The following is a 25,610-nucleotide window of genomic DNA, read 5'->3' as shown; positions in this document are numbered from 1 at the left end:
AGCTCTTGTTAGTGCCTATTTTAAAATATTAATTAAGGGAAGTGAAATAATGAGATCTACTTCTTTGCAGCATTATCTTGTTGAGTATAAGGACAATCAGTTATACTACTTTTATTTAGATCAAAATAAGCAAATCATTTCCAATATTTACAAAGAGGACAACAGGTTAGTCACACAAAATGAAATGGTTGCCACCAATATATCTACTTTTTCAGTGGATATTGATACGCAAAATAAAATTCACCTGATCTGTATTACACAGGAAGGTGAATTACGATACTACATATATCAAAACCAGCATTGGGATTATCGAATCATTTCAAAATTAGACATTCGCTCTAATATTTATCGCTACTTATCCATTTTTGTTAAAGGTAGGTATACCCATGTATTCTGTACAAAGACTAATTTGCTTAATGCAATGGTTTCTTCTATAGAACATATGTATTGGGATGATAAAGGCATTAATAAATCTACAATGACCACATATCTCCATGGAAAGTATCCCAGTCCCTACCAAATTGTAGTAGACAGTGGCGATAATTTATATATCCTTTATAAAGTATTTTATAAAAGTAATTACCAGTTTTATTTTAGTAAATTTAATATACTCCATAAAAAGTGGACCTCTGGAGAGCTGATCACGAACTCCCAGGAGGATCATTCTCATCCTCACATGCTAATTGATCGTAATCATACCCTTCACATTGTATGGTGCTCATTGGAGGAAAATAATTTTATTATCAAGTACAAAAGAAAACCCCAGGTTTCACGTTCTAAATCTAAATGGTCAAGGCTTTATACTTTGACAAATAGAAATGCTAACCACCTATCGCCGGTTATAATGGAAAATGAAGAGAAGCTGATGGTCTTTAGCATGCAAAATCAGCATATTAACGAGATTTATTCCAAGGACTTTGGTGAAACTTGGTCTGCTGTGGAGAAAAGCACACTACACAAATTAGAAGATCCAATACTAATGAAATACTGTCAACTGAATCCATCTGAGTCCAATTATTCAGTGAATAGTATCTATGGAGAAGCTGAAAACCAATTAATCTTACTAGGTCTTCGCACAAAAAATCCGGTCTCCACAGAAACATTTAAGAAAAAACCACCCAACACAAAGTCTGAAACCCTCAAATCAACTGAGGCACAAGATCCTCCACCCCTGAAAACCCATACAGATCCTCCAGAGGATATGGATATGGATTCAAATCAAAACCCTGAAAAGGTAACGGAAGAAGCTATCAAACCCCCTATACATGAGCAGTATGTAACCACTGATGAAAACTTTAAAAAATTAATCACAGAGGTTCAAGATTATATTAATAAAATCGTTGTTGAAATTGATAAGATAGATAATATAAAGGGTGATTTAGACAATGAATTATCCCCGAACATGAATAGCCATTCCTCTACCATATCAATTGACTCCTTATCACATGAATTAAAGAAAGTAGGAAGTCAATTAACGGAGTTAGATCATGAAAAATTTCTACTCCAACGAGAAGTAGAAACCTGTCAAAAGAAATTATGTCAAATAGAAGATAAATTTATCGAGCTTAAGAAAAGCCTTCTCACCCTACAGGAAGAAATATGTGATTATAGCTGCAACGATCCAAGTATTCTTAATCGAATCAAGACCTTCTTTAAATAGTCTCTATTTTTGTAAATGTTCTACGTTTATTGACTCTTTGACTTAAATAGACCACTCCTTTGGTGGTAGAAAAATGCTGTGGCTGTTCTGCTAATATATTTTTGATAATATTTAAATCATCTAGCTGGTAAAACCGTAGGGAATAACTACATCCTGCCTTCAATCTGCATGGAGTAGAAATTAGGTCAAATTTATTTTCATAATTTCTCCTTAAATATTGGTATAGCTGTACCACATAGCTTTTAGAATGAAAAACCATGAGATAATATTCTTGGTGAATCAGTTTTTCATACATTTGATCTCCTCCTGACAATATATGATTATATAATATATGCCCTTTTAAATTTGATGTGATTTTTTACACAAAAAAACATGGAGGTCTTGTTCTCTAAGATCTCCATGTTGCGCGTTAGTCATAGGGCTATTCATTTAAAATTAGCCTATTGTTTTTTCAACTGCTCTAAGTAAGAAAATATCCTTTGCTCCATCTTGTTATTTTGTGAGCCATAGTATTTTTCATTTTTAATGTTTTCAGGTAAATACTGTTGTTGGATATAATTGTTTTCATAATGATGAGGGTATTTGTATGTTACCCCTCTTCCTAAATCACTTGCCCCTTTATAGTGTGCGTCCTTTAAAGAAGTGGGGATCTCTCCGATGTCCTTCTGATCTAAATCTGCTAAGGCCCGATCCATGGCTTCAATAACCGAGTTAGATTTTGGCGCTGTAGCCAAAACCAGTGTGGCCTGTGCTAAATTGATTCGAGCTTCAGGAAATCCCACCTGCATTGCTGCATCTACACAACTTTTCACAATGGTAATGGCAGTGGGATAGGCTAGACCAATATCCTCCGAGGCAATCACTAAAAGTCTTCTACAAATAGAGTTCAAATCCCCTGCCTTCACCAGTCTTGCCAGATAGTGGATTGCAGCATCGGGATCCGTCCCCCTGATACTTTTCTGAAAAGCACTTAAAATGTCATAGTGCTGGTCACCAAATTTATCATAGCTAATTACCTTTTTTTGAGTTGATTCTTGGGCAATATGGATTGTTAAAAAGACCTGCTCTTTATTTTCTGATTCCGCTGCATACATTGCTAGCTCCAAAGCATTCATAGCCCTTCTAAGATCACCATTGCTAGCTGTAGCAATATAGTCTAGGGCTTCCTCTTCATATTCAACCAGGGTTTTCCCCTCATCATTAATCCGCTTAATCACTTGCTTTAGACCCTCTATTACATTTGATTTCGTTAATAGCTTGAATTCAAAAACTGTTGAACGACTTAAAATGGCATTATAAATATAATGATATGGATTTTCTGTTGTACTGGCGATCAGTGTAATTTTGCCATTCTCTATGTATTCCAATAGGGACTGTTGTTGTTTTTTATTGAAATTTTGAATTTCGTCTAGATATAATAGTACCCCATTCATTGTCATAAAGCTGTCTAATTCTGCCACGATCCTTTGTATGTCTTTAATACTAGCATTGGTGGCATTTAGTTTGTATAATTTTTTATTTGTCATATTAGAAATAATATTAGCTACGGTTGTCTTCCCAACCCCAGGTGGCCCATAAAAAATCATATTGGTAATGTGCCCAGCCTGTAGAGTCTTATTTAGTATTTGATTTTTACTTAATATATGCTCTTGACCAACTACATCTTCCAATTTAATTGGTCTCATGCGATCTGCCAGTGGTTTATTCATTTCTCTCACCAAATTCCTTTTTTCTTCTATTGTATTGAAATCGCTTTTATCATTTCTTTAATGACTTTGATAGTATTTGATATCTCTTCAGTTGTTACATCCTTATGGGTGACAAATCTAATTTCTTGTTGGCCACGGACATTGGCCAGTATTCCCTTTTTCTTTAGACTTTCTACTATATCCGTACATGCCAATCCAGTCTCAGAAAAATCTACATTCACAATGTTTGTGTGAACCTTACTTAATTCTACAGAGACTCCCTTAATAGAATTCAATCCCTCAGCTAGTTTTTTAGCATTTTTATGGTCCAGTTCAAGCCTTTCTACCATTTCTTCAATGGCAATTCGGCCTGGGGCAGCGATGACACCCACTTGTCTCATCCCTCCACCTAACATCTTTCTATATTTCCTCGCTTGACTGATGAATGTATTGCTTCCCACAAGCATACTTCCAATGGGTGCTCCTAATCCTTTTGATAAGCAGAACATCATAGAGTCCACATATTGAGCAATCTCTTTGACTTGGACCCCTAGGTGGGTAGCGGCATTGAACACCCTTGCCCCATCTAAATGAATGGGTACACCAATGCTTTGTCCAAGCTCATAAATTTCCTTCATATTTTCCAATGGTACCACTGTTCCCCCGGCCATATTATGGGTATTCTCCAAACAAATTAAACCGGTTTCAGGAAAATGAATATTTTCTGTTCTCATAGCCTTCTGTATTTTTTCACAGCAAATTTTCCCATCACTCCCTTGAATCGGTCTAGCTTGCACCCCCGCAATTCTGGCAATGCCCCCCACTTCAAACAAATAGATATGGCAGCTTTCTTCTAAGATAATTTCTTGACCTGGTTTCGTATGTGTCATCACCGCTATTAGATTGCCCATTGTTCCCGTAGGAACAAAAAGACCTGCTTCTTTCCCTGTTATATTTGCCGCCAGTGCTTCTAATTCATTGGTGGTCACATCATCTCCATAGACGTCGTCACCCAGCTGTGCTACTTGAATGGCTTGTAACATTTTTTCACTAGGCAGTGTGACTGTATCACTTCTTAAGTCTATCATTTTCATAGATCTCATCTCCCCTTATTTCATTATTATAATGTATTTTTATGTTTTTTTAAATATATTTGATTTGTGAAATGCAAGTATGGTTTTAATCACCTTCCATATCAAGCTGTTAGGAATCTCTTGAACATAGAGTACAATTTAAAAATAAATTCGACATAATAACTATGGTCACTTTACATTATTTTGCATTATTGTATATTACTATACATTATTCATTTTTATCCCAATGCATTAAAATAAAACAGTACAGTAGGTTAAATTTGAAACATCATTAGTTTATTATATCAAATTTTCAGAAAGGAGGTGAACACGTTGTCCAAAAATAGTGATTATATAAATCTTGAGATCCAAAATGTTAGACATCAATTGCAAGAATTAATCAAAAGTAAAGAAGGGAATTTACTTGACTCTAAAGTATTAGATTTAAGTGAATATCTTGATAGTTTAGTCGTTAAATATGCTAATGACAAAGAGTAGCATTATATTGTTAAACGCATAAAAATGATTTAACCTACTGTACAAGTATACTAATTTAGTTACTGGAAAACCTATACTAAAAAGGAGTCCGAAAGATATGATTGGATTAATTATAAAAATCATTGTGTGTCCCATAACGGTTTTGATTTCAAGCTATTTGTTTGATTTACGATTCACTTCATTTCAAGCCATCATCACAGGTCTATTCTTAGCCTTTGCGGCGCATCTCATGGAAGTGCTTATTTTAAGAAAAGGAACATTCTGGATTAGTACAATCATGGATTTTCTTGGAGCCTTTGCAGTGATTTATTTTGTTCAATATCTTTTTATAAACGCACCACTTAATTTTGCAGGAGCGATTCTAACTGCTACCCTTCTAACCATTACAGAGTACATTCAACATATCTTTTTACTTAAAACCAATAAAACAATAAAGAATGAGGAAAAAGAATAACTACTTATAAGGCTCAAGACCCGATACAGATGCATCGGGTCTTGAGCCTTTATTACTTACATTTCATCTTGTCTTCACCCATTAACAATCTGGTGGATTGACAAAAGGTACATTTACTTGAGGTGGGAATAATGGTGGAAATTCGCCACAAATTGGTCTAGGTCTTGGTACTTGCTCACAGAAGCCTGTGCTCAATACGCATAATTGTACAGGTACTTTGATTTTCTTTTCGCAGGTTAAACATAAAGCAATAATTAGATTAATAAACACTTCTCCAGTTGCAGGATTGAAGGCAATGTCTCTTTGGATACTTTGTGTCGCTAATCTAGCTTCAAATGCGATATTACAAAACTCTGTGAATTGTGGTAAAAATGCAGAGTCAAATACTGAAGGCATACATAATTCAAAGAAGTTTGTTAATGTTTGGCTAACAGGAACTAACCCTGTCAATGTAGCCATTTGGGTATTTCCTTGAGCATCAATAAAGTCTACATCAATTTCTACAAATACATTCCCTGTAATTTGAATTTCCTGTGTTCCAAAGATTGGTGTTCCTAAGCCTTCGTCGTCACAATCACTGGTATCTGTGTAAATTAAATACTGTAATAGTCCTGCAGGGCCAGGTACAACGACAGGATTTCCTCTTTCATCAAGTACAAATTCCGCACCAGATAAATTTGTAGTAGGAGTTACATCCAGATTTTTACAATCGTTAATATTTTTGGGGTTAAAAAACTTTCGAGCCCTAATGTCCCTAATGGCAACGATTCTTGATCTAGGTCCACACTTTGCTATTGGTAATCTTCCAAAAGGTGCCTTTGATACAGCTTGAATTCCCTGTAGGTTGAAAACCACTGAGTCATATACCTTGTCTACAAATATACATTCTCCTACTACATTTTTTATATGTCCATCAAAAAAACAACCTGTATCAGCAATGCAGCATGGTTCATCTATATGTACGAAACTACTGATAGTTAGATTGTCTATTCATTAATAGTATTATAATACAGATAAAAGGGTTTTACACCCTCTTTCTATGTTTGGGGTAACTTAGTTATAAGCTTAGCGTACTGGTTCCCACAGTTGACTATATTAAGACTGGCATGCTCTTTCAATGATAAGCCATCCTCTAGGGTGAAGGGTAGCAATTAAGCTACCCTAACTGTATCAATGTTGTTTATTATTTATTCCAAAGCAGCACTCATAAGTTTTAAGTATTGCCCATCTTGAACCGTAATATATTTTTCACCTTCAAAGTTATCATTAGTAACTATACTTTCTAATCCACCTCTTGAATCTGTTGAAACTTCTATGTAACCCATGCCTTCTGCAGCAACTTTATATTCTCCAGGCTCCAAGTCTAACCCTATTTTATACATTTCTTGCTTTTCCAACGTAGGAACATTATTAAGTTCATATAGTTTGCAACTCTGTAACTTTAAATATTCTCCATCTTTCACAGTAATGTATCTATTAACAAAGAAATTATCATTTGTAAGTATACTCTCAAAAGTTCCTTTAGAATCTTTAGTCGTTTCATAGTAGGCCATTCCATCTGCTACTAACATGTACTCCCCAGCAGGCAGTTCGGTTCCTATTTTATACATACCACTATCTAATAAATAACTCGCCTTTTGTACTTCAGCTTCAGGTTCTTTCTCTGTCTCGGTCTCTTCTTCGACTTCTATAGCAGCACTTCCTACACTCGGCTCTTTAGCTATTTCCTCCGTCCCTTCTTCGCCATCTCCTAAAAGTGCTCCTATAATTACTAGCGCAACAATGCCTATTACTAAAAATTTCAATACTTTTTTCACCATCATCACTCCTCTCATCACTATATATTCTATTATTTACCATAAATGTACAATATCCTTCAATAATCACTCGACAAAATGTTACAAAAAGTAAAAACAGGCTGGAACTTAATCCAACCCGATACTTTGAGTAATTAATTTATTATAATCCATAGTTAGTTATAATCAACTCTTTATAATTCTTCCGCCCTTCAATATTTCTGCTTACTGAATAATTCACTTCAGTACTTTTCATATTAAAACCCTTATACCACTCCCTCACCTCAGGATGGTCATTTATAGTTACAAGAAACTTTCCTTCTATATTTTTGAGTAATTCAACCAGGTGCAGGTGATCTTCTTTATAGAACTTATCTTTATACTGAGTCAGTTCATAATAAGGAGGATCACAAAAGAAAAAAGTCTCTTTCCTATCGTACTTATTTATCAATTGATCAAAGGAGAGGTTCTCAACATAACAATGCTTTAGTCTTCCTCTTACTTCCTGGATAAAATCTGTATTAAAAATTGCCTTATTAGGATCCTTGTTCGTTCCATATCCAAAGTGATCACCTTTACTAGCAAAGCTGTATTTAATTAGATAAAAAAATCTCACTGCTCTTTGAATATCGGTCATGTATTTAGATGGACTCTCATGGTATTCTTCAAATATTTCTCTACTTACAACGTCCTTCTCAATCCAAGATTTGAATTCCTCTGCATGATACTTCAATATCCTAAAGAAGTTCACCAATTCACTATTAATATCATTGTATACCTCTACCTTTGAAGATTCCTTTCCAAACAGGACCCAAGCAGCTCCACCAAAGATCTCTACATAACATGTATGCTCTGGTATTAATTCAATGATTTGTTTCCTGAGACGATATTTACCGCCCATCCATGATAACGGACTTTTTAACATTTCCATCACTCCTTAAAGTATATTTTTAAGTGATGAAAGATACAGCTGATAGTTGAATTATGATATCTTACCTCATTTTATTAGCATAAAATAGGTTCTTAACTCTTTTTTCTGTGGCTAAATAATCTGCAATATTGATATCCCCCCTTTTATTTGCATAATCTAAAATTGCTCGATCTAATTCCTTACTATTTTTGAATAATACAATACTTCGATCTTTACTTGCTTCTTTATATGTATCTACAATTTCAAACCCTCTAGCTGCCAAGTATGTGATTAAATCTTTATCGGTTAATTTAATGTTAGCCTTCATCATGCTCCTTACACTCCTACATTTGTATTTTCTATACTATGACTTCCCTTTGATTTTGGAATAGTAGCTGCTAATATATTTTCCTTTTCAAAAGTTCTCATCGCCTTTTCTTAGAATATTTTGGTATCATTATATCAGAACGTACGTTCGGAGTAAAGAGCAAAAAAAAAAGGTGGAAATTAATCCACCCTTTCTGCATTCTTCTGCAACATCCTCCAAACCTCTTCTCTGGTAGCTGGATCCTTGGGCCGACTACCATCAGAAATATCATTCTCTATGGCCCATGCTCTAGCATCAATAGCCCATTGTGGTGAATCTTCATTTTCGTTCTCAGTTAGTTCCTGGTACTCAACACCTAAATAACTACATATTCCTTTCGCTATTCCTCTGGCACATTTCCATTGATACGCTTCATCCAACATCAAACTAGCTTCTTCCAAGTTATCCATGAACCCACATTCACAAAGCACAGCTGGAATAGCAGTTTCTCGTAAAACTTGAAAGTTGGCTGACTTCACTCCTCTATCCCTCAACCCTGTCTCTTGAATCAACTCTCTTTGTATTTCCTGAGCTAAGCTTTGCCCATTGCTTGAATTGGGATAGTGATAGGTTTCAATTCCCCCATGGGTACCCCATGTACCTTGAAAGGCGTTGTAGTGAATCGACACGAAAATATCGGCTCCTGCCTCATTGGCTCGAGTTGTTCTTGTTCCTAGTGGGGTATCCTCTTCTGTATCGCTGACATAGACTATGTCAAATCCATTGTGTATTAACAGCTCTCCTAGCTTCTTTGCTGTGGGAAAGTTGAACTGCCATTCTCGTATCTGTGTTCCATCAGGAAGTATTGGTGTTCTCTTTCCAGGAGTATTCAATCCATGACCATTGTCAATTACTATTTTCATCGTATCTTCACCTCATCATTCTTCTTTTCTAAAATATCAATAGCATGAGTAATAATAGGAGGTAGTGGTACCCCCATCAAACCAGTGTTCTCTACAATGCTAACTAATTCATTTAAACAAAACCCTACTATAGCTGTATTTCTAACCAATTCTCCTGTCCCTATTAATATGTCTAGTCTAGTGGCAACCAGTACAATCAGTAACACCTGTCCCTTTCTCAGTAATCCCTTTAATCCTGCTTTACTCTCCAGTGCTCCTTTTTCAGTTTTAGGAGAACTCTTGAATACGGCAGCAACAGTCCATCCACTTATAAAGTCAACAGCCATCATGATCATTAGTGTCAGCAATGCCGTATCCCACCCTCCTAAAATATATGATAGTGTTCCTCCTATGGTTGCCAACGTTGCTTTAATAATATTTCCTATGTTATTTATAGACATATTCATTACTCCTTTCACTTATTGGTTTTTTACATAAAAATAACACCTACTCGGTGTCTAATATCTGGTTCTTTTCTTCTTCTGTAATCATTGCTCTTTCAAATGCTCTTTGAATCTGTGACTCCTTGGCCCATCCTAATTTGTAGGCTGATTTCCAAAAGTTATAATCCATAAACACGCCCTCCTATTCTTTTAATGATAGTTCCACCAACATTTGCCCCATTAAATCTAGTTTATCTTCTAGGTCCTCAATTTTCAAAGATTGGGATACTAGCATTTGACCCATTAGTTGTTGTGGATCTGGTTCTTGGGATTTCCTCACGATAATTTTGTTTCCTATCTTCTCAATTATTGGTTTACTCAATTAAAAGCACCCCATTTCTAAGATTTTCATTAATAGTCTGAATTGTGACTTGCTCCCCTGTTGTGTTTTCAAATTCAAATGTGATTATTCCACTTGTCATCTGTTCAGTTAAAGTTGTTCCTCCAATGTCAATCAAGATTTCACCCTCGTATTCTGTTTGAAACTCATTTAAATAATTGTAGGCTTTTATAATAATGAGATTATTTTCATTCTCTAAAGTTAGATAGTCTAATTCCGTAAAACCTGTAGCTTCTCCTCTGTATATTTTACCGAGTAACGTTTCGTCATACTCGTCTGTTTTTATCATATTAGGATACTCCACGGTATCCTTAAGTACCGATACGCCGACACATATATTGTTTTTATTTAATTCTGCATAATATTTCATTTTATATTCCTCCTATTCAAATTCTACTATTTGCCATGCAAACACTTTATCCCTCAACCAATTTCCTCCAAACAATTCTATCCTTAAATTTGTTGTTGAGGTTAAAGTCATGTTAGCTTTTAAAAAATTTGCAGAAGAAGGTCCACCAACACCCATCATCATAGTGGCAGGTACTACAAATGACTTGATAAGAACTACTGGTGAAATTGTGATATTTATTATGTGTGGGTCATTGTCGATCGTCGGCGTACTAGCAATTCCTCTTTGAACCTTAATTCCTCCGCTACTATTTAAAACCAGTGACCTTAATTCCTTCAATTTAGCATGAACACTTCCACTTGCACTAGATGAGTCAGAATTACTACCTACATTATTACTAACAGTGTTTACACTTGGTTGACTTGCTCTACTTGAAATTGAAGCGTCAATTCTATCTCTATGTGTGGTTGTTGCGCCCCAGTTTGCTTGACGTGAAGAGACTGCTGCATCCAAGCGGTTTGCCATTGTTTGAGTAAATACACCTGCTTGTCTGCTTGATACATCTGCATCAAGTTTGGCATTCAGTATTGCAAGAACTTCGTCAATCGTGAATTTCGCTTGATCTAATGTTGGCTTATCTGCCAATGGTAGAAATTGAGCCATTATACAACCACCTCCTCATAAATAAAACCGAATTGCCCACCCTGTTGACCTAATCCCCATCGATAAACCTTGCCATCACTTCCAATGAATTTGTGAGGCATGGCTGCAGCTTTATGAGCATCAATAGCTGTTTTGCTTTCAGCTGCGTCACCAATTCCTTCATCAATCTTATCCCAATTCTCATTCAACATTGTCTCAATATTAAAAGTATCGTCTCCATCTTGAACTGGATCCTTTTTGTATAAATCTAAATTAGGTGTATTACTGGCCATTAACTACCACCTCCTGCAAATTTGTTAAGTTTTGTTTGTTGGAGTTCATTCAACGTCATGACTCCATGAATATCTTTAATTAACAGATAAGCAAATGTATAAGCTAAAGCTAAATGGGCTGGTTTAATCTCTTCTAGCGAATTTTCTAAATCGCTTAGGTTCCGAGGAATCCCCAAAACTCCATTGAATTTTATATTTATATTCCCATTAAATAGCACATCAACTTCTCCATTGGTATAGGCATCTGCTACCACTTTAATAAGAGCTGCATCAACTTTCCCTGTGCCCCTCTCCTTGGACTTAATCACGGATCTTCTCTCTGATAATGGTTTCGATAAATCAATTTTTATCTTTAGCTCTTTTTCATAGATAGCTAATCCCCATGTTGCAGTATCGATATCTAATTGCTTTCTTATGTCCTTAATATCTGCTTCAACATACTCAAATTGATGTTCTTCAGCATCGAATATCTCATTATAGATCTTCGATTTTCGCATAAATAAGGGGAGATAGGTAATCATTTGATTACTCATTGATTACCACACTCCCTAATATTGCTACCTCTTCATTTCCTATTGAAATATTACTACTCCCATCATTAATTACTAAGTCACTATAATCCTCAATTCCTTCTGATTGTAATATCAAACTCCCAACAATCCCATAACTTACATAGTTCTCTACAAAGGCTATTTCTTTAAGATAATTATTGATGTTTTTCTCTACACTTTGCTGTCTTTCTAAATCAGATACAGAAGGATCCTTAATAGCTGTAAATGAAATATTAATTTCTTTACCAATAGCACTACTTATTGTGCAATATGCGCCTATTGGCGCCTCTCCTTCACCTAAACCTGTCATACCTGGATCAATGTACTCTTGTACCATTTCGATTAACTCCAGACTTGCGGGTTGCTTTTCAGCATCAATTAAAATTACCTTTACAGTATTATCGCCATTCCACAAAGAGAAAACTTTTGCATCGCCCACACCAGGAACCTCTTTTGCCCAATTTTTATAATGAGCCTTATTCCCACTTGTGGCTGGTGTTTGTCTTCTCTCATAATATCTTTGAAGAAGTGCTTGGTCTGTTTCAGCTTCAAAACCACCTGTTGTTGCCTCAGTATTTACCACTTCATTGATTCCTGAAATGGTCACAGGCATGAATTTAATTTGATTAGCTGGCACATTTCCAACACCTCCAGCAACAGCACATTTTATGTTCACGTATCCTTCACCATTAATTATTACCCCTTGAACAGCTTCAAACTGTATACCACCTTCCGTTTCAAATAGATTGCCTGCATTAACGCTACCATTACCCTTTGCTAACACCCTCCCGATAGAATAGGTAGCCTTTTTTCGTCCAATACCTGTCCTTTGATATACAAATCTTTCTAGTTCTTCACCTTTTAAATTTTCAATATCCAATTTATCAATTACGTCATCTAAATCTTTATATACCTCTTCAAGCTTAATTGCAGGGGGCTTAGTGGCATCATAAATAAACTCTCCAGGAGTTTTATCATATTTTTTAGATATCTGGTCTAACATCTCTTCATGTATCTGCTCTTTTGTCTTACCTTCATACATTGTAATTCACCACCTGATCAAATGAATTTCCATTTACTAAAATCACTCTAAAGGATATCTTAAGTATTGATTTTTCTCTTTCTAAGCCCCAATCCACCAAGCGTTCTATCCACGGGTGAGTACCTAGAGCTTCGGATACCTCTCTTTTGACCTCTGACTCAGCAAAACTGATAGGATAGTTATGGCCAATAATTAGATCTTCAACGGTGACACCATACTCCGTGCCTTCATAAACTTTAAATCTAAACTTTTCTGTTCTCAGTGTCTTTTCAATCCATACTTTTAAAGCTTCAATTCCTTCTACTGGCACTAACTTTCCATCCTTAAACACAAATTCACCCTTATTGAAATCAAATAAAAAAGACTTCCCTATTTGAGTAGTCTGTTGTTGATCATCACCATCGATTTCTAAGTTTGCTATTTGTGGCAGCACTATAATCTCACCGCCTTATCTATAATAATATATTTTTGCTCATCGGTACTAGGCAATAGAATTACTTCATCACCAGTTTTTAATGTATCAGTATAGACGATTTCTCCAGCATGGTTTAAATCTTCTAATACTGTGTATTCACTATAGCTCACTGGACTAGGTGGTGTTTTAGTAGTAATCGTTCCGTTACTTTGACCTTGAAATTGCCTTGTATAACCTGATAATACGTGGGCAGCTATAATTAATCTGTTCTTCTCCAATATAATTTTATCTCCCAGTGATACCTTGATATTAGGAGGAGGAGTTATCACCTTTCCTATTTGGGGACCCATGTAAGCCTTATTCTCTCTTTCTTTAAACATTTCAGCTAACTCTTTAATGCCATTCATCTATAACACCCCCAAATCCAATGACATTTTATGTATGCCATTACTAACATTATGAGTACAGGACTTAATTTTGTATTGCCCATTCATTCCTGTGATAGGCTCAGATATGTTTATTATTCTGCCAGCTCTAACACTGTCATTTCCAATGAGTTCTACACTGTTGTCTTCAAATATTTTATTTAAGTCCTTTAAAAGTGTCCTGGCTATATGATTAGCCTGTGATATATCCTTTTCATCCACACTTTGTACTTCTTGTAACAAACCATATTTTTGTATAGATGTACTTTCTTTTGCTGAACCAACAGTTTTTATGCTTTCTCCATTCTCTGATATGATTATAATACTATTCTTCATTTCCTCTATGGATCTTCTCCTGCTTAGATTGCTAATTGCAGTGGTTACATTATAAGATTCAATGTTTTCGGCCAGCTTAAAAGTAGCATTTACAATCAAATCAACTTCATTTTCGATATATAACTTGCCTGCCCTCATCTCTAGCCTATATCTTTGGCCCGTTTCCTGTGTAGCCTGCAGGAGAATATCTTTTATAATATCACTTATTACTTTATCAAAATAAATATGGTTTATGATTGTAGTAATACTTGCTATATTAGCAACTGGTATATTAAGATCATTCAATAGTTGCTCTATAGCTTTAGATGCCTGAATACCATTAAACTGATATACCCCCTTTGACTTGTTAAGATAAAAAGCATAGTCAAAGGCTATATAGTGCCTTGAGAACTCACCATTTATTTCTTCTGTGACGATGATTCCTCTAAAAACTTCATTACCATCATTACTTAATACCACAACATCACCAATATCAATTAAATCCTTGGGGAAATAAATTATATTGTTATATGCAGTGTCAAAATTCAGCTGCACACCTAAAGTACTTTCATGGCTCGTCCAAGTTAAATTTCCCACTAGTGCTGTGATACTCTTCTTCATCCCATTTTGGTTATATACCGAAACCACATGCATCTTAATTCACCCTAACAAATCTAAATTGCCTTAAACCAAGAAAATAACCAATATCTCCAGTTCTATCATAGCCCTGGTTAAAACTATCTATTGTTACCGGTAGATTTACTACCTCTTTCCCATTATTATTTGTTATTACAACACGAATAGGTACTTTTCTTTCTATCCATTGAAACATTAGCTCAACAAACTCGTCACCAGTAAACTCTTTAGATTTAGCATATGGATATTCTTTGTTTGGAAAAAAGGTCTCAATTATAATTGATTTGAGACCTTGATTACCAATTAGATTCAAATCTCCTTGGGATATAGTAGCAAATGTTTCATTGTTGTTGCTAAATTCAACTTGAAAGTCTTCTGGTATTATGGGAAGTTGAATGACTTGTTCTCTATTATTGATACTCAAAAATATATCCACTAGCTCCCTCCTAACTGTTAGCTAACGCCAACTTAACTTTCTTGACTACTGTATTGCCTACATACTCAGCATACTCTTCATTGCCTATTACATTTCCTTGAATATATACTTTTACTTCTATCTTAGAATTATCTCTATTTATTATTTGTTGTGACTTATCAGCTGGAATCACTTGTGACCCATTAGGAAGATTAACAATTTCCCCACCACGCTCATTAATACGAGCCATTCCACCTTTAAAATAAGATGTCCCTAGAGCAAACTCGGGTATTTGGGGTATGTTAATACCAAACGACTTTCCTCCAAACTTAGGAATCCAATCAGGGACATCAAATTTTATAGAATTTACTCCACTGACCACTGTGTTTATTCCATCTATAAAGAAGTTTATAAAACCCTTAAATCCGGACTCTACGCCTCCCCATAGACCACTAAAGAAATCTCCTATAGGAGCGAAACTATCTTTAATTCCTTTGCCTAGTTCAGATGCCTTGTATTTTATGGTATCCCAGTTTTTATAAAGAGCAATCCCTACTGTGATAAGAGCTCCTATTCCAAGTGCTAGCCAACCAATAGGACTCATGTTCATTACTGCATTTAAACCTCCTTGTGCTAAAGCCATTCCATTGGTTACTATAGTGGCAGTCTTAGTCACGGCTGTAGTAGTTATTACGGCTACTTTATATGTTGCGATTGCTCCCGCTACCCCTAATATTAATGGTTCAAATTTAGACCAGTTTTTAGTTACAAAGTTATATAGATCTGTGGCACCGTCAAGAACACCTAATACCCCTTGTGTTATAGCCGGCAGGGCTTCATCCTTAAACCAACTAGCACCTTCGTTTTTAAAAGCATCTACAAATTTATCCTTAATACCTATAATGCCTTGTCCCATATGGTTAAGTACACCTGTTACTTTTTCTAAGGTTCCTGCATTTTCATCTACCACACCTTTAATGTTACTCCAAGCATCTACCCCCCATTTCTTAATGCCTTTCATTTTAGCTGTTACAAAGTCTACTTTGTTACCTACATTATCAAAAGCCATAACTCCTCGGTCTATTGCTCTAACAACTATCGACTGTATGCCTGGTATCTTTTTAGCAAACCAACCTGCAAACTTACCTTGAAGTGGTAATATCCTTCTACCGATCTCTTCTTTATAATCACTCCAAGCATTTGTCATGTTTTGAATTTTACCTTGATCTGTTTCAGCTAAGGCCTTATTAACCCCACCTACATTCATTTCCAGTACCTCTGCTAATGTTGCAGCCTTCTCAGTTTCGGTACCATATTTTAATATTTGCTCCTGTGCTTTAGTAAAGTTAATACCAGCTCTACTTAATGCACCTACTTGACCATTCATAACCTTACCAATCATATTACCTATATTTACTGAATCTTGTTGAGTTGCATTAAGCCCTTTTTGCTGGGCTAGAAGATCATTCATCAATTTGTTATCGCATAGGCTCTTTATCCTATACCTCTTACAGTTTCCTATAAGTTCGGACTATATCATTACCCTCAGCTTTAACTGTTAGAGTAGAACGCGCTCATGGATATTTCAGCATATAAAAAAGACACCCGATAATGTCTTTTTACTTAGCTTACTTTATCTAGTCTCTGCACCTTTCATGAGTTTCCTCAATGACTTGGCTCAGGATCGTCATATTTATATTAATTTCTACTTATGAATTCTTGAAATTGCTCTTTGGTATTATTTCCATATCCATAATTATGGTGGAAAGCCTTATGACATATTTCACATAAAGTGACTCCATTTTTCACATCAAATCTCTTTTCTACACACCAGTTATATCCATCTAGATGATGTGCTACAAGATTTCTTCCTTGATCATCACCACAAGAAACACACTTATACCCATCTTTTCTATAAACTGATTTGCGCCATTTAATATTTTCTTTTAAATCTCTGCGATTTATTCTTTCTTCATCAGTTAAATCTGGATTATAAGCGTGGTGATTTATCCCTCCTACTCTTCTTATATGGCAGTCATAGTTAGGACATCTTCGACCATGAGATGTAAAATTATTTGGAGTTACTTTATATTCCGTTCCACAAAGATTATGTTTTAACCTTATATGTGTATGTGAACTCGTATATTCGCCAACCACATCATACTCTCCATTGGTTAGTTCTTTGATAATTTTTTTGAACTCATCTGTGGTAGTGTTGTATCTAGGCCTTCTGCATTTAGGGCATCTTTTGCCTGATAAAAAATCATGTGGTGCTGCTAGATATTCATTACCACACGAATTATGCCTAAATTTAATTTTTTCTACAGCTCCAGAATAATATCCTAGCACTATATATTCATTTCCTACAATATTTTGAACTTCTTCTCTGAATTCTTCAGGAGTTTTACTTTGATACTGTCCCCTTAAAGCAAATCCACATTCATTGCATTGTCTTTTTTTTCTATCCTTAAACTTTGCAAAAGAAGTTTCGAAGATATTCCCACATCCACATTTAAATTCTAGTTTAGAACTATTATTAATATAGTCATTACTCATTAGCTGACAATTACTATTTTCAAGAACATACTTTTTCACAAAATCATAAGTAATTTTCTTTGGCATCTTATCCACCCTTTACACTATTTGAAATAAAATTATAACTAAAGGATTTGTTAAATTAATATAAACTTAGATTTTCCCTGAATTCACGTTCTGTTTTAAGCTACCAATTTCTCAGTAGCTGGGCAAGAATGTTTACCCGGCATTAGTTTTTTAAGTGTCTTCTCTTGTAATTGATATGTAGCTAACTGTTGTACACCTGATAAGGCTACTTCATCACCAATTACACCAACCTTCTGTAATTCACCAGCGTATTTAATCACACTTTGCGCATTTTGTTCTGTCATTCCTTTTGTATTTTTCATTACTGCAATCAACTTCGTTTCTGCATCTATCTGTGCCTTAGCAGCTTCAACACTACTACTTATCCCTCTAGACAAGGCTCTAAATCCTACATAAGCAGCCGCTAACCCCACAGCGCTTTTAGCCACTCTTTTAAAGCTATTTACTGTGTTCTTTCTAAACTTCGTAACTTGGTTCCCACTATGTTTCAGTCTTTTATTAAAGCCATTAACTCCACCCGATGCCTTCTTCATGTTAGACGAAAAATTCTTATCATTAAGAGTTAATATCGCCTTTATACTTTTAGCAGCCATAGTTTCACCTACCTATAAGAATAAGACAGGATCATATTTGCAACCCTGCCTGTAATTCTTCTTTATATATTTCCATACTGGCCATCATAAATCGTCGCTCAACCCATGAAAGATTGATTAAATGGTCTATTTCAAAACCCTTTTGTAAGTAGTGATGAATAAAATATAACTCTCCATCACTACTTATTAGTTTTTTATATCTTTGATCGCTTTCATTTCATTACCATACCCAGCCAATTCCATACCATATCCAGATATTTGAGCAATTTCTCCAGTTTCGAATATCTTCTCTACAATTTCAATAGGTTCTATACAGCCATAAGCTTTGTGTAGATTCGTATCCTTCAGGTTGGGTTCCACTACGATATTATAAACCATATTAATATCTGCCTGTTCTTGACGATTTTCATCTTGAGATAAGGTGATACATTCCAAGCAAAGTGATCGAGTCGGCTTTTTAATTGTTATTGTTACCTGGTCGTCACCTCTCCTTAAAAGCACCTCTTCTTTTGTATCTTGTTTCACCTCATACTTTTCTCTTTGCTGCATCAAATCGTTTAGCGTTAGTTTTTTTATAACTGGTTTTTTAGCCATGTTTATCTCCTTCCAATAAGATCGATTAATTCAAAATCTGCAAATGCAAATGGTAGTTCTTCTGTTTGAAGTTCTTTTTGAGCAAACTTAGCAAGAGTAAATTCATTAAAAGTCACTTCCTCCATAGAAACACGCTCTGCTCCATATGCATCTGGATCTTGTAGTTTACTTACCATTGTGAATACTGGCATAATGCCTTCCTTCAGCTTTTGACCAATTAAGCTTGCACCAGTGGAATATACTTTCTTTAGAGCTAACGTTCCTTCTCCAGCCCACCCAGTCATCTTTTTATGAGTAGCTAAATCCTCTGCCATGTTGACATCCTCATAATTGATGTTGATTTTGCTTTCAAAGCTATCTACGTCAGCTAGTTTCTCTCCATCTAACCACAATGCTCCAAAGGTACCGTTAATCTGTTTATTGCTTGGTATCTTGCTCTTACCCATCTATATCATCCCTTCTTAAATGGCTATACTAAAGTCTAAATCTTCCATAGCATCTACTATTTTGACATTAGCCTTGGCATATACATTGCTTCTAAATGACTTTTCTTTTACTTCTTGATCACTTAACTGGCTAACATCGGTCCCAATTCCTTCCCATGCTAATCTTTGGGCTTCTACATCTACATCCGCTTTATTTTGGAAATTACGGTCAAATATTTCGTCTCCAGCAAGTCCTTTAAAATAAGCATTAACAGATGTAAAGAATAGCACTTGATTGTCATAGATGTTATTGACCTTTCCGATATAATTATTGTTAAAGGTATCTCTTATATCATCCTTAACCATGTCCATTACCTCAACTATTTTGATTTTCTTAAAGTCCTCTGTTTTTGAAACTGTTGTTGATACGAGAGAGTTTACTGCACGACCGATTTTAATCTTTTCACCGTCATTGACTAAAATAAGCTTTCCACTTTCAATATCTGAATCCGGGGTAGTGCTTTCTGTAATGCCTTCTACTTCTGGTAGCACATAGTAAGTTGCACTTCTTGTGAATGGTAACCCTGCTAAAACACCAGCTATCCTACAACAATATTCAGCAGTTGTATATGTCTTATCTCCTACTTTTATATCAGTTGTCGTAAAGTTGATGATTCCTTCATGGTCCCCCGTAGATGCATTAGGTAATACTGCTTTGAATGTCTTCTTGCCATTTTCTCTTTTACCCTTTAACCAAGTTTCAATGTCAGTTGCATTCTCTAAGTCAGGTATAGCAAGGTAATTCCACTTCTTAAAACCTAGCCTAGTCAACACCTCTGAATAATCACTCTCTGCCGTGTCCAGCCTCTCACAAATGACTTTTGCCGGTGTTCCCATGAAGGCCTTTTTAATGTAATCTATATTAGCTGGTGTCCAATCTTCTACCTTGATTTCCTCTATACTTCTATACTCTTTTACATCAAAGGTCCCTGTGGCATCTTTAAGTATTAGCGCTACAATCCCCCTTGCACTTCTTTCAACAGCAGATACCGCTTTCCCACTAAATTCTATATTTATTTGTGGTAATCCCACTTATCATCACTCCTTCAAGTAAAGTTCTTCCATGACCTCTACTTCATCAATTTCTCGCCCTTCTTCATAGGCAATGTCAAAATATAATTGTAATACCCCATCAGTTGTTATAGATTCAATTTCATCTATATTTAAGTACCTATCAATTACTTTTAATTTTGTATCAAATATTTCTTCAAGCTGCTCTTGTATGTCTAGAATTTCAATACTGTACTGATACCTGTCACTAGGGAAATAATAAATTCTTACTGTTAATTCTCTTTTAACCTGATCGACTCCAGCTGCAGACTTTCTTATGTTATCTAGTTGAATAAAAAAAGAAGGTCGTTTAAAACCTTCTTTTATATCTTTACTTGTTATTTCAATGTCCAAAGTATTTTTCAATCGTGTTGTTATTGCTATTTTTATATCTTTCAAGGTTATCATTCCATCACAACCCTTTGTCTAACATTTCATCTAACCAATCCTCTACCATGTCAAAGTACTCACTTTGAAATTCTTTGATTCCTTTTTCTAGGACATGCTTTCCTTCTACAAAACCAACTTCACGTCCATCTTTTGTAACTTGCCTATGTCCATATTCGATCAAGTGTGCATGTGGTGCACTATTTCTGATTTGTACTTCATAAGCATCATTACTTCTTTTTTTATACGCCTTACCGCGTTTCCAACCTTTGTGATAATTACCGCTTTTCTTTTTTACAATAGATCTGGACTTTCTAGCTACATGGGTCCGCCCTTTACTCCCAGCTTTTCTAAGGAATCGATATGTCTCTCTTGGAAATTCTTTCTGAGCCTTTTGAAGTAATTTTTTCTGAAAGTTATCTAACTCTCTCAAGTCAAATCCATCTTCTGAAGCCATTATTCAATCACTTCCTCACAGAAAAACTCTAGCGTTTCATTCTTAAAGTATGGATTGAGAATATACCTTATATCGAATCTATGACCCTTATAGATAAAATGCATATCTTTGGTGATGTCTTTAGCCGAAACATATCTGCACTTTATTTTATGAGTTACTGTGGAGAGCATCGTTTCCACCTGCTGATTCTTTAAGCTTCCGGTTTGAGGAATGATCTCCGTCCATATGCTTTTTAGTTTCTCATCTCTATAGTCAGTTTCTTTTAGTTCATTTTCAAACTTTACTTTGGCATATACATCAACCTTGTACCTTAGGTTCCCTGCATTCATTCCTGATCACTTCCATAGCTCAATTGAATCAGCATCATATTAACAAGATTCTTAGTAGTTTGACCTACTTTGTCAGCGGTCATATTTCTGTTTTCATATAGATCTGCCACTATCATCATGCATATGGTTTTTGCTAATTTATTTGTTTCATGAAAACTCTTACCCGTGGCATTATGCATAAATTGTTCTGCAGCAGAAATAAGAATCTCTAAATAAGAGTCATCTTCATCAAAGTCAATCCTCAAGTGATGTTTTACTTCATTTAAGAATATGCTCATTACTCTTCACCGCCAAGATCACAACTAAAAGGCACTAATACGATTTTAAGTTCTGTTTTCTCTGATTCATACCTCACCTTATCTGATAGTTGTTCATGTTCTTGCTTTGTTAACGGCTTAGTTGCTTTAAAGTAAATAACACCGTCTTTTTCTAATATCTTTTCCGCTTTCTTTCTAGCCAACTCAATCACCACCTCATACAAAGCAAGGGAAGGCTTATGCCCTCCCTCATTTTATTTTATTTTTATGTAGCAGTTACTTTCTTAACTCTCACAAACCCTTTGTACATTGCCGTATTACCACCTACCCAAACGGCTCCACGGTAAGCAATTTGACCTGTTTTAAATTTATAGTCACGAGACTCTTCAACAGTTAATGCAGAGAATACTGGCATTTCATATGCTTTCATCATACCGTAAGCCATGCAATAAGATTCGGCCACTGTCCCTGCATCAGATAATGCCGGACAAATACTATTAATAATGAATGGTACCTCGAAAGAATCCTCAGAAGAAATTGTTCCTGTGTTTCCATTGGTTTTAATCTTATACAGCTTCTTTCCATCAGTACTTCTTACCTTTGCAAATGCTGCTAGATCTCTTTTGTTTAATACAAGATACCCCATTCCTTCTACTTCTTCATCTCCACCATAATTAATGATGATATTATCCAAAGTATCTGCATCGATTTCAGAAATCTCAATATCACTTGCCGGTGGAATTACTTTTTCAGGAGCATTGAAAATACCCACTAATGCATTCGCTCCACCATTACCAACAAGAATTTGCTTAGAGATTTTCTTTCTAATGGCTTTTGTAATGCTACTTCTTACCATAGCTTGATACTCAATATTCGGTAACTTCATAGCTTCATCTGATAACTCTGTATAAGCTGTTACCTTAGCTTTATTGATAGAAACATAATCAAACACTGGATCAGTCTCATTGTAATCTCCAGTTTCAGATGTGTAATCCCCTTCCCCAACCGTTACTTCAAAGGCCTTTTCGTAGCTTTCTCCACCGTTTAGCGGGACCGCATTAACAGTATCGATCACTCTTGATACCTCATTGAACCCTTGGTTAACTGTATTACTGTACTTCGTTTGGGTCACTAGCGCACCACTACCAATAGTTGTTGCTCTTAATTCAGGTACTTCATCCAGATCATAAGTTACGGATCGCTTTTCCTTCAGGTCAGCTCCTCTTTGTTCATATTTCTGCTTTAGTTCCGTCTCCTTTCCTTCCCCTTCAGTACTCTGCTGTTGTCGCAAACCGTAAGTCGCAACTACCTGAGCAGCGCCTAAAGGTTGGCTTCTTTGTTCGTCTTCTTCAGATGTTTCTTGTTCCCCTTGCCCTTCTTCAGGAATAGAATCTAGCAAACTTCTCAACTCAGCAATTTCAGTATTCAAGGTACTCAGTTCAGTATTGATTCCTCTTAATTCTTTTACATCCTCTGTCTCATTTGCCTTTGTTCCTAATTCAGCCTTCCTTGCTTCTTTCTTAGTGATCATTGCTAATATTTTATCTCTGTTCATTAAAACCACCTTAACCTTTCATCAGAATTTGTGTTTTGAATTTTACTAATTCTAGCTCGTTTGAAGAGTTATCCAACTCCTTCGATCTAGCATTCTCCAATGCCACTGCCGCATTATCCAATGCAGCCTGATCACGAACATTTATATCAGTACCGGAGTAAGCTGGCATATTAACCGCACTCACTTCGAATACTTTTCGAAATTTCAAGATATGGCGTGTAGGCATATCGGTATCTAAGTCAGTCCATCTTGCTTCCTTGATGTGAAACATAAACGACATCCCATCAATATCTCCACGCTTAATTGAACTGTATAAACTTCTTGCTTCAGCATTCTCTTCAGTATCTAGCTTGGACTTAATATGCAGACCCTTATCATCGGTTTTTATCTGCATGGTCGAATTACCGTTATTTCTTCGGCTTCTAGCAAGGGGGATTTTTCTTGTATCATGATTTACGAAAAACAAAACATCATCAAAATCACAACCATCAAAAGCTCCCCTTTCAATAACTTCATAAAAATAGCCACCTATATTTGTCTTTTGATCATATACGGCAGCATGTCCCTCAACAGATTTTTCTTCATCGTCAGCTCTGAAATCAGCAATTCCAAAACTTCTTGTGATTACTTCATTGTTTTGTGGCAATTTCTTGTTACGCATCTTTATCGACCTCTCTTTCCTTCATTCCTGCTCTTTTCATCTGATATTCATTCGCCAGTGAAGTGTGGATATAGTTAAGGCTCATAAATCGTTCTGTTCCTCCTTCATATGGTGGATATCCAAATAACTCAAGTAGATCATTATTAGTCAGTGCTCCACGATTACCCAAAATATCTGCAACAGCTATTCTGTTTTTAGTGTTAGTGAATAGAAGTTTTTCAGGATAAAAGACGATCTCATTCCCACGATCAATTTCCCCAGTGCTAAATATTGTTTTTGAAAAAGCTTGCCCTAAACTAATCACAATAGGTTCTAGAGTCTTTTCATAAAAGGCCTGGTATTGCTCATCAGTAAAATCGCCACTTAGGATAGGCACTGATACCCCATAGTAGTTTAGAACCTTATTTTGAAGAAACTCTAGGGTATCCTTATCGATTAACTTAGGATCTACTTTTAAATCTGTGTATTCTCCCTTAAGATCCATGGGCAGTATACCTGTCGTCCCCGATGAAACAGCTTTTTCAAATCTCTCGCGTTCTTTTTTTTGTTTTTCATCATCCATCATGGTGCTAATCTTTAATATTCCACGAATAGAAAGACTCGTTTTGATTGCCTTTTCTAAACCTTGAAGTACAGTGTCATTAATCTCCAGTACTTTTAATAATGCAACATTGTCCGGTTGGCCATTTAAGCCGCCACCCATGATGTCATTCACAGAAAACTTTTTTCTTAGATGAATCACATCAGAATAAGGCAAAGTGAAATCTTGTCCACCATTAAAATAGAATTTCACAAACAACTTACCGGTTTGATCTTGTAGATAATCAACTTGGATGGGATTCAAAGGATAGAGTGCCTTATACTCTTTTGCCCTACTACCCTTAGGACCTTTGTACTCAAATACAGGATAAATGAAAGCATTATAATTCATATATAGCAGCCATATGATTTTTTCTATAAAATCACGAGTTGTCATCAACTCATTTGGAGCAAATTTAAATAGTCTATTAAGACTCCCCTTTACATTGACTTGCATATCATTTTTATCTAATCTTACATGCTTTGGCTGTAACTTGCTGCATTCTGTCGCTATGCAATCAATGCACATTTGTACCACGTCTGATGAATAAATATTATCTCCGAATTGACTAAATATAGGAGTATTGCCATTTAGCATTGTGGCATAGTTCATATTGCTGGGATTTCTTGTACGAAACAAGCTTTTAAGTATCAATTAACATCACCTTCTCTTTGCAATAAAATAAGCACCTGCTATAAAGCAAATGCCCAATACAATAAACCCAGCTGGAATATATATTTTGAATACACCTATTGAAAAAAGAGTAATACCCACAATGAATAAAATGTCTTCTAAAAAACTGACTATTTTTTTTAACTTTTTCAAG

General features: G+C 35.6%; 38 protein-coding genes. 3 read left to right on the top strand and 35 right to left on the bottom strand.

The features are described from left to right. Nucleotides 1–49: 49 nt before the first annotated feature. A complete protein-coding gene (locus AMET_RS12095) occupies nt 50–1,660 on the top strand; it encodes a hypothetical protein (protein ID WP_012063577.1) in 1,611 nt (536 codons plus the stop codon). On the opposite strand, the gene AMET_RS12090 is transcribed toward AMET_RS12095, so the two are convergent. The 3 genes from AMET_RS12090 to ltaE form a co-directional block, all read right to left on the bottom strand. Continuing rightward, nucleotides 1,653–1,955: a DUF3343 domain-containing protein gene (locus AMET_RS12090; RefSeq protein ID WP_041720746.1), complete on the bottom strand. Its 303-nt coding sequence runs from the start codon at nt 1,953–1,955 to the stop codon at nt 1,653–1,655. The two genes, AMET_RS12095 and AMET_RS12090, sit on opposite strands and share 8 nt — an antisense overlap. 145 nt (nt 1,956–2,100) lie before the next feature. Continuing rightward, nucleotides 2,101–3,369 (bottom strand): replication-associated recombination protein A, encoded by a 1,269-nt coding sequence (locus AMET_RS12085; RefSeq protein WP_012063575.1) that lies wholly within the window; start codon nt 3,367–3,369, stop codon nt 2,101–2,103. Between the two features lie 26 nt (nt 3,370–3,395). After that, nucleotides 3,396–4,442, bottom strand: a complete 1,047-nt coding sequence (gene ltaE / locus AMET_RS12080) for a low-specificity L-threonine aldolase (protein ID WP_012063574.1) — start codon at nt 4,440–4,442, stop codon at nt 3,396–3,398. 312 nt (nt 4,443–4,754) lie between these two features. Between ltaE and AMET_RS25055 the strand changes: the two genes are divergently transcribed. Together AMET_RS25055 and AMET_RS12075 are read left to right on the top strand one after the other, a co-directional pair. Beyond that, on the top strand, nt 4,755–4,919 hold the full coding sequence (locus AMET_RS25055) for an aspartyl-phosphate phosphatase Spo0E family protein (protein WP_198135339.1): 165 nt from the start codon (nt 4,755–4,757) through the stop codon (nt 4,917–4,919). Between the two features lie 97 nt (nt 4,920–5,016). Then, the gene (locus AMET_RS12075) at nt 5,017–5,373 is read left to right on the top strand and encodes a DUF2512 family protein (protein ID WP_012063572.1); all 357 of its coding nucleotides are present in this window, start codon (nt 5,017–5,019) and stop codon (nt 5,371–5,373) included. Between the two features lie 81 nt (nt 5,374–5,454). Here AMET_RS12075 and AMET_RS12070 read toward each other — a convergent pair whose 3' ends face one another. From AMET_RS12070 to AMET_RS25800, 32 genes are all read right to left on the bottom strand, one after another. Further along, nucleotides 5,455–6,228 (bottom strand): hypothetical protein, encoded by a 774-nt coding sequence (locus AMET_RS12070; RefSeq protein WP_012063571.1) that lies wholly within the window; start codon nt 6,226–6,228, stop codon nt 5,455–5,457. A gap of 332 nt (nt 6,229–6,560) precedes the next feature. After that, nucleotides 6,561–7,196: a hypothetical protein gene (locus AMET_RS12065; RefSeq protein ID WP_157047247.1), complete on the bottom strand. Its 636-nt coding sequence runs from the start codon at nt 7,194–7,196 to the stop codon at nt 6,561–6,563. 136 nt (nt 7,197–7,332) lie between these two features. After that, a complete protein-coding gene (locus AMET_RS12060; protein ID WP_012063569.1) occupies nt 7,333–8,094 on the bottom strand; it encodes a DNA adenine methylase in 762 nt (253 codons plus the stop codon). A 67-nt stretch (nt 8,095–8,161) separates the two neighbouring features. Further along, entirely contained in the window at nt 8,162–8,410 is a 249-nt protein-coding gene (locus tag AMET_RS12055) for a DUF5659 domain-containing protein (protein ID WP_012063568.1), read from the bottom strand. A gap of 176 nt (nt 8,411–8,586) precedes the next feature. Continuing rightward, on the bottom strand, nt 8,587–9,309 hold the full coding sequence (locus AMET_RS12050; protein ID WP_012063567.1) for an N-acetylmuramoyl-L-alanine amidase family protein: 723 nt from the start codon (nt 9,307–9,309) through the stop codon (nt 8,587–8,589). Continuing rightward, nucleotides 9,306–9,749, bottom strand: a complete 444-nt coding sequence (locus tag AMET_RS12045) for a phage holin family protein (RefSeq protein WP_012063566.1) — start codon at nt 9,747–9,749, stop codon at nt 9,306–9,308. The genes AMET_RS12050 and AMET_RS12045 overlap by 4 nt, the downstream gene beginning before the upstream one ends. 46 nt (nt 9,750–9,795) lie before the next feature. Next, nucleotides 9,796–9,921, bottom strand: coding sequence for an XkdX family protein (locus tag AMET_RS25805; RefSeq protein ID WP_157047246.1), 126 nt, complete (start codon nt 9,919–9,921; stop codon nt 9,796–9,798). 12 nt (nt 9,922–9,933) lie between these two features. Further along, nucleotides 9,934–10,113, bottom strand: a complete 180-nt coding sequence (locus AMET_RS12040) for a hypothetical protein (RefSeq protein WP_012063564.1) — start codon at nt 10,111–10,113, stop codon at nt 9,934–9,936. Continuing rightward, nucleotides 10,106–10,501, bottom strand: coding sequence for a hypothetical protein (locus AMET_RS12035; RefSeq protein WP_012063563.1), 396 nt, complete (start codon nt 10,499–10,501; stop codon nt 10,106–10,108). The genes AMET_RS12040 and AMET_RS12035 overlap by 8 nt, the downstream gene beginning before the upstream one ends. Before the next feature lie 12 nt (nt 10,502–10,513). Further along, a complete protein-coding gene (locus AMET_RS12030) occupies nt 10,514–11,143 on the bottom strand; it encodes a hypothetical protein (RefSeq protein ID WP_012063562.1) in 630 nt (209 codons plus the stop codon). Next, nucleotides 11,143–11,415 (bottom strand): hypothetical protein, encoded by a 273-nt coding sequence (locus tag AMET_RS12025; protein WP_012063561.1) that lies wholly within the window; start codon nt 11,413–11,415, stop codon nt 11,143–11,145. The genes AMET_RS12030 and AMET_RS12025 overlap by 1 nt, the downstream gene beginning before the upstream one ends. Continuing rightward, a complete protein-coding gene (locus tag AMET_RS12020) occupies nt 11,415–11,948 on the bottom strand; it encodes a YmfQ family protein (protein ID WP_012063560.1) in 534 nt (177 codons plus the stop codon). Before AMET_RS12020 ends, AMET_RS12025 begins: the two co-directional genes overlap by 1 nt. Then, the gene (locus tag AMET_RS12015) at nt 11,941–13,008 is read right to left on the bottom strand and encodes a baseplate J/gp47 family protein (RefSeq protein WP_012063559.1); all 1,068 of its coding nucleotides are present in this window, start codon (nt 13,006–13,008) and stop codon (nt 11,941–11,943) included. Before AMET_RS12015 ends, AMET_RS12020 begins: the two co-directional genes overlap by 8 nt. Further along, on the bottom strand, nt 13,001–13,441 hold the full coding sequence (locus AMET_RS12010) for a DUF2634 domain-containing protein (RefSeq protein WP_012063558.1): 441 nt from the start codon (nt 13,439–13,441) through the stop codon (nt 13,001–13,003). The genes AMET_RS12015 and AMET_RS12010 overlap by 8 nt, the downstream gene beginning before the upstream one ends. After that, nucleotides 13,441–13,830 (bottom strand): DUF2577 domain-containing protein, encoded by a 390-nt coding sequence (locus AMET_RS12005; RefSeq protein ID WP_012063557.1) that lies wholly within the window; start codon nt 13,828–13,830, stop codon nt 13,441–13,443. Before AMET_RS12005 ends, AMET_RS12010 begins: the two co-directional genes overlap by 1 nt. After that, entirely contained in the window at nt 13,831–14,784 is a 954-nt protein-coding gene (locus tag AMET_RS12000) for an XkdQ/YqbQ family protein (RefSeq protein ID WP_157047245.1), read from the bottom strand. A 34-nt stretch (nt 14,785–14,818) separates the two neighbouring features. After that, nucleotides 14,819–15,235 (bottom strand): hypothetical protein, encoded by a 417-nt coding sequence (locus tag AMET_RS11995; RefSeq protein WP_012063555.1) that lies wholly within the window; start codon nt 15,233–15,235, stop codon nt 14,819–14,821. A 10-nt stretch (nt 15,236–15,245) separates the two neighbouring features. After that, nucleotides 15,246–16,685 (bottom strand): phage tail tape measure protein, encoded by a 1,440-nt coding sequence (locus AMET_RS11990; RefSeq protein WP_012063554.1) that lies wholly within the window; start codon nt 16,683–16,685, stop codon nt 15,246–15,248. A gap of 227 nt (nt 16,686–16,912) precedes the next feature. After that, nucleotides 16,913–17,836: an HNH endonuclease gene (locus AMET_RS24370; RefSeq protein WP_012063553.1), complete on the bottom strand. Its 924-nt coding sequence runs from the start codon at nt 17,834–17,836 to the stop codon at nt 16,913–16,915. A gap of 95 nt (nt 17,837–17,931) precedes the next feature. Further along, complete coding sequence (locus AMET_RS11975; protein WP_012063552.1) at nt 17,932–18,429, bottom strand: hypothetical protein; 498 nt, start codon at nt 18,427–18,429, stop codon at nt 17,932–17,934. 186 nt (nt 18,430–18,615) lie between these two features. Beyond that, on the bottom strand, nt 18,616–19,023 hold the full coding sequence (locus tag AMET_RS11970; protein ID WP_012063551.1) for a phage tail assembly chaperone: 408 nt from the start codon (nt 19,021–19,023) through the stop codon (nt 18,616–18,618). Between the two features lie 2 nt (nt 19,024–19,025). After that, nucleotides 19,026–19,469: a phage tail tube protein gene (locus AMET_RS11965; RefSeq protein WP_012063550.1), complete on the bottom strand. Its 444-nt coding sequence runs from the start codon at nt 19,467–19,469 to the stop codon at nt 19,026–19,028. Nucleotides 19,470–19,484: 15 nt separating this feature from the next. Beyond that, entirely contained in the window at nt 19,485–20,540 is a 1,056-nt protein-coding gene (locus AMET_RS11960; protein WP_012063549.1) for a phage tail sheath C-terminal domain-containing protein, read from the bottom strand. Nucleotides 20,541–20,546: 6 nt separating this feature from the next. After that, the gene (locus AMET_RS11955; protein WP_012063548.1) at nt 20,547–20,966 is read right to left on the bottom strand and encodes a phage tail terminator family protein; all 420 of its coding nucleotides are present in this window, start codon (nt 20,964–20,966) and stop codon (nt 20,547–20,549) included. Between the two features lie 4 nt (nt 20,967–20,970). Next, nucleotides 20,971–21,402 carry an HK97 gp10 family phage protein gene (locus AMET_RS11950; RefSeq protein WP_012063547.1) on the bottom strand — a complete coding sequence of 144 codons (432 nt, stop codon included), beginning with the start codon at nt 21,400–21,402 and terminating at the stop codon, nt 20,971–20,973. Continuing rightward, nucleotides 21,402–21,731, bottom strand: a complete 330-nt coding sequence (locus AMET_RS11945) for a phage head closure protein (protein WP_012063546.1) — start codon at nt 21,729–21,731, stop codon at nt 21,402–21,404. The genes AMET_RS11950 and AMET_RS11945 overlap by 1 nt, the downstream gene beginning before the upstream one ends. Beyond that, nucleotides 21,728–22,009 carry a head-tail connector protein gene (locus tag AMET_RS11940; RefSeq protein WP_012063545.1) on the bottom strand — a complete coding sequence of 94 codons (282 nt, stop codon included), beginning with the start codon at nt 22,007–22,009 and terminating at the stop codon, nt 21,728–21,730. The genes AMET_RS11945 and AMET_RS11940 overlap by 4 nt, the downstream gene beginning before the upstream one ends. Continuing rightward, on the bottom strand, nt 22,009–22,200 hold the full coding sequence (locus tag AMET_RS11935) for a hypothetical protein (RefSeq protein WP_408626407.1): 192 nt from the start codon (nt 22,198–22,200) through the stop codon (nt 22,009–22,011). Before AMET_RS11935 ends, AMET_RS11940 begins: the two co-directional genes overlap by 1 nt. A 53-nt stretch (nt 22,201–22,253) precedes the next feature. Then, nucleotides 22,254–23,543, bottom strand: coding sequence for a phage major capsid protein (locus AMET_RS11930; RefSeq protein WP_012063543.1), 1,290 nt, complete (start codon nt 23,541–23,543; stop codon nt 22,254–22,256). Nucleotides 23,544–23,553: 10 nt separating this feature from the next. After that, nucleotides 23,554–24,204: an HK97 family phage prohead protease gene (locus tag AMET_RS11925; RefSeq protein ID WP_012063542.1), complete on the bottom strand. Its 651-nt coding sequence runs from the start codon at nt 24,202–24,204 to the stop codon at nt 23,554–23,556. Then, on the bottom strand, nt 24,197–25,438 hold the full coding sequence (locus AMET_RS11920; protein ID WP_012063541.1) for a phage portal protein: 1,242 nt from the start codon (nt 25,436–25,438) through the stop codon (nt 24,197–24,199). Before AMET_RS11920 ends, AMET_RS11925 begins: the two co-directional genes overlap by 8 nt. Nucleotides 25,439–25,444: 6 nt before the next feature. After that, the gene (locus tag AMET_RS25800) at nt 25,445–25,609 is read right to left on the bottom strand and encodes a hypothetical protein (RefSeq protein WP_157047243.1); all 165 of its coding nucleotides are present in this window, start codon (nt 25,607–25,609) and stop codon (nt 25,445–25,447) included. Nucleotide 25,610: the final 1 nt, after the last annotated feature.

This window comes from Alkaliphilus metalliredigens QYMF, assembly GCF_000016985.1.
In the GTDB taxonomy this organism is placed as follows: Bacteria; Bacillota; Clostridia; order Peptostreptococcales; family Natronincolaceae; genus Alkaliphilus_A; species Alkaliphilus_A metalliredigens.
This window is presented reverse-complemented; position numbering and strand designations above follow the sequence as displayed.

Bases quoted from the DNA above. Each gene is read 5' to 3' on its own strand.
- AMET_RS12050 (WP_012063567.1), bottom strand. From the start codon at position 9,309: ATGAAAATAGTAATTGACAATGGTCATGGATTGAATACTCCTGGAAAG.
- AMET_RS11975 (WP_012063552.1), bottom strand. From the start codon at position 18,429: ATGGCTGCTAAAAGTATAAAGGCGATATTAACTCTTAATGATAAGAAT.
- AMET_RS12055 (WP_012063568.1), bottom strand. From the start codon at position 8,410: ATGATGAAGGCTAACATTAAATTAACCGATAAAGATTTAATCACATAC.
- AMET_RS12090 (WP_041720746.1), bottom strand. From the start codon at position 1,955: ATGTATGAAAAACTGATTCACCAAGAATATTATCTCATGGTTTTTCAT.
- ltaE (WP_012063574.1), bottom strand. From the start codon at position 4,442: ATGAAAATGATAGACTTAAGAAGTGATACAGTCACACTGCCTAGTGAA.
- AMET_RS12060 (WP_012063569.1), bottom strand. From the start codon at position 8,094: ATGTTAAAAAGTCCGTTATCATGGATGGGCGGTAAATATCGTCTCAGG.
- AMET_RS12045 (WP_012063566.1), bottom strand. From the start codon at position 9,749: ATGTCTATAAATAACATAGGAAATATTATTAAAGCAACGTTGGCAACC.
- AMET_RS11940 (WP_012063545.1), bottom strand. From the start codon at position 22,009: ATGAGCATATTCTTAAATGAAGTAAAACATCACTTGAGGATTGACTTT.
- AMET_RS12025 (WP_012063561.1), bottom strand. From the start codon at position 11,415: ATGGCCAGTAATACACCTAATTTAGATTTATACAAAAAGGATCCAGTT.
- AMET_RS11925 (WP_012063542.1), bottom strand. From the start codon at position 24,204: ATGCGTAACAAGAAATTGCCACAAAACAATGAAGTAATCACAAGAAGT.
- AMET_RS12075 (WP_012063572.1), top strand. From the start codon at position 5,017: ATGATTGGATTAATTATAAAAATCATTGTGTGTCCCATAACGGTTTTG.
- AMET_RS24370 (WP_012063553.1), bottom strand. From the start codon at position 17,836: ATGCCAAAGAAAATTACTTATGATTTTGTGAAAAAGTATGTTCTTGAA.
- AMET_RS11945 (WP_012063546.1), bottom strand. From the start codon at position 21,731: ATGAATGCAGGGAACCTAAGGTACAAGGTTGATGTATATGCCAAAGTA.
- AMET_RS12015 (WP_012063559.1), bottom strand. From the start codon at position 13,008: ATGTATGAAGGTAAGACAAAAGAGCAGATACATGAAGAGATGTTAGAC.
- AMET_RS12020 (WP_012063560.1), bottom strand. From the start codon at position 11,948: ATGAGTAATCAAATGATTACCTATCTCCCCTTATTTATGCGAAAATCG.
- AMET_RS12005 (WP_012063557.1), bottom strand. From the start codon at position 13,830: ATGAATGGCATTAAAGAGTTAGCTGAAATGTTTAAAGAAAGAGAGAAT.
- AMET_RS12030 (WP_012063562.1), bottom strand. From the start codon at position 11,143: ATGGCTCAATTTCTACCATTGGCAGATAAGCCAACATTAGATCAAGCG.
- AMET_RS12000 (WP_157047245.1), bottom strand. From the start codon at position 14,784: ATGAAGAAGAGTATCACAGCACTAGTGGGAAATTTAACTTGGACGAGC.
- AMET_RS12085 (WP_012063575.1), bottom strand. From the start codon at position 3,369: ATGAATAAACCACTGGCAGATCGCATGAGACCAATTAAATTGGAAGAT.
- AMET_RS11970 (WP_012063551.1), bottom strand. From the start codon at position 19,023: ATGGCTAAAAAACCAGTTATAAAAAAACTAACGCTAAACGATTTGATG.
- AMET_RS11950 (WP_012063547.1), bottom strand. From the start codon at position 21,402: ATGGCTTCAGAAGATGGATTTGACTTGAGAGAGTTAGATAACTTTCAG.
- AMET_RS11965 (WP_012063550.1), bottom strand. From the start codon at position 19,469: ATGGGTAAGAGCAAGATACCAAGCAATAAACAGATTAACGGTACCTTT.
- AMET_RS11930 (WP_012063543.1), bottom strand. From the start codon at position 23,543: ATGAACAGAGATAAAATATTAGCAATGATCACTAAGAAAGAAGCAAGG.
- AMET_RS12095 (WP_012063577.1), top strand. From the start codon at position 50: ATGAGATCTACTTCTTTGCAGCATTATCTTGTTGAGTATAAGGACAAT.
- AMET_RS12035 (WP_012063563.1), bottom strand. From the start codon at position 10,501: ATGAAATATTATGCAGAATTAAATAAAAACAATATATGTGTCGGCGTA.
- AMET_RS11955 (WP_012063548.1), bottom strand. From the start codon at position 20,966: ATGATAACCTTGAAAGATATAAAAATAGCAATAACAACACGATTGAAA.
- AMET_RS12065 (WP_157047247.1), bottom strand. From the start codon at position 7,196: ATGATGGTGAAAAAAGTATTGAAATTTTTAGTAATAGGCATTGTTGCG.
- AMET_RS11990 (WP_012063554.1), bottom strand. From the start codon at position 16,685: ATGAATGATCTTCTAGCCCAGCAAAAAGGGCTTAATGCAACTCAACAA.
- AMET_RS25805 (WP_157047246.1), bottom strand. From the start codon at position 9,921: ATGGATTATAACTTTTGGAAATCAGCCTACAAATTAGGATGGGCCAAG.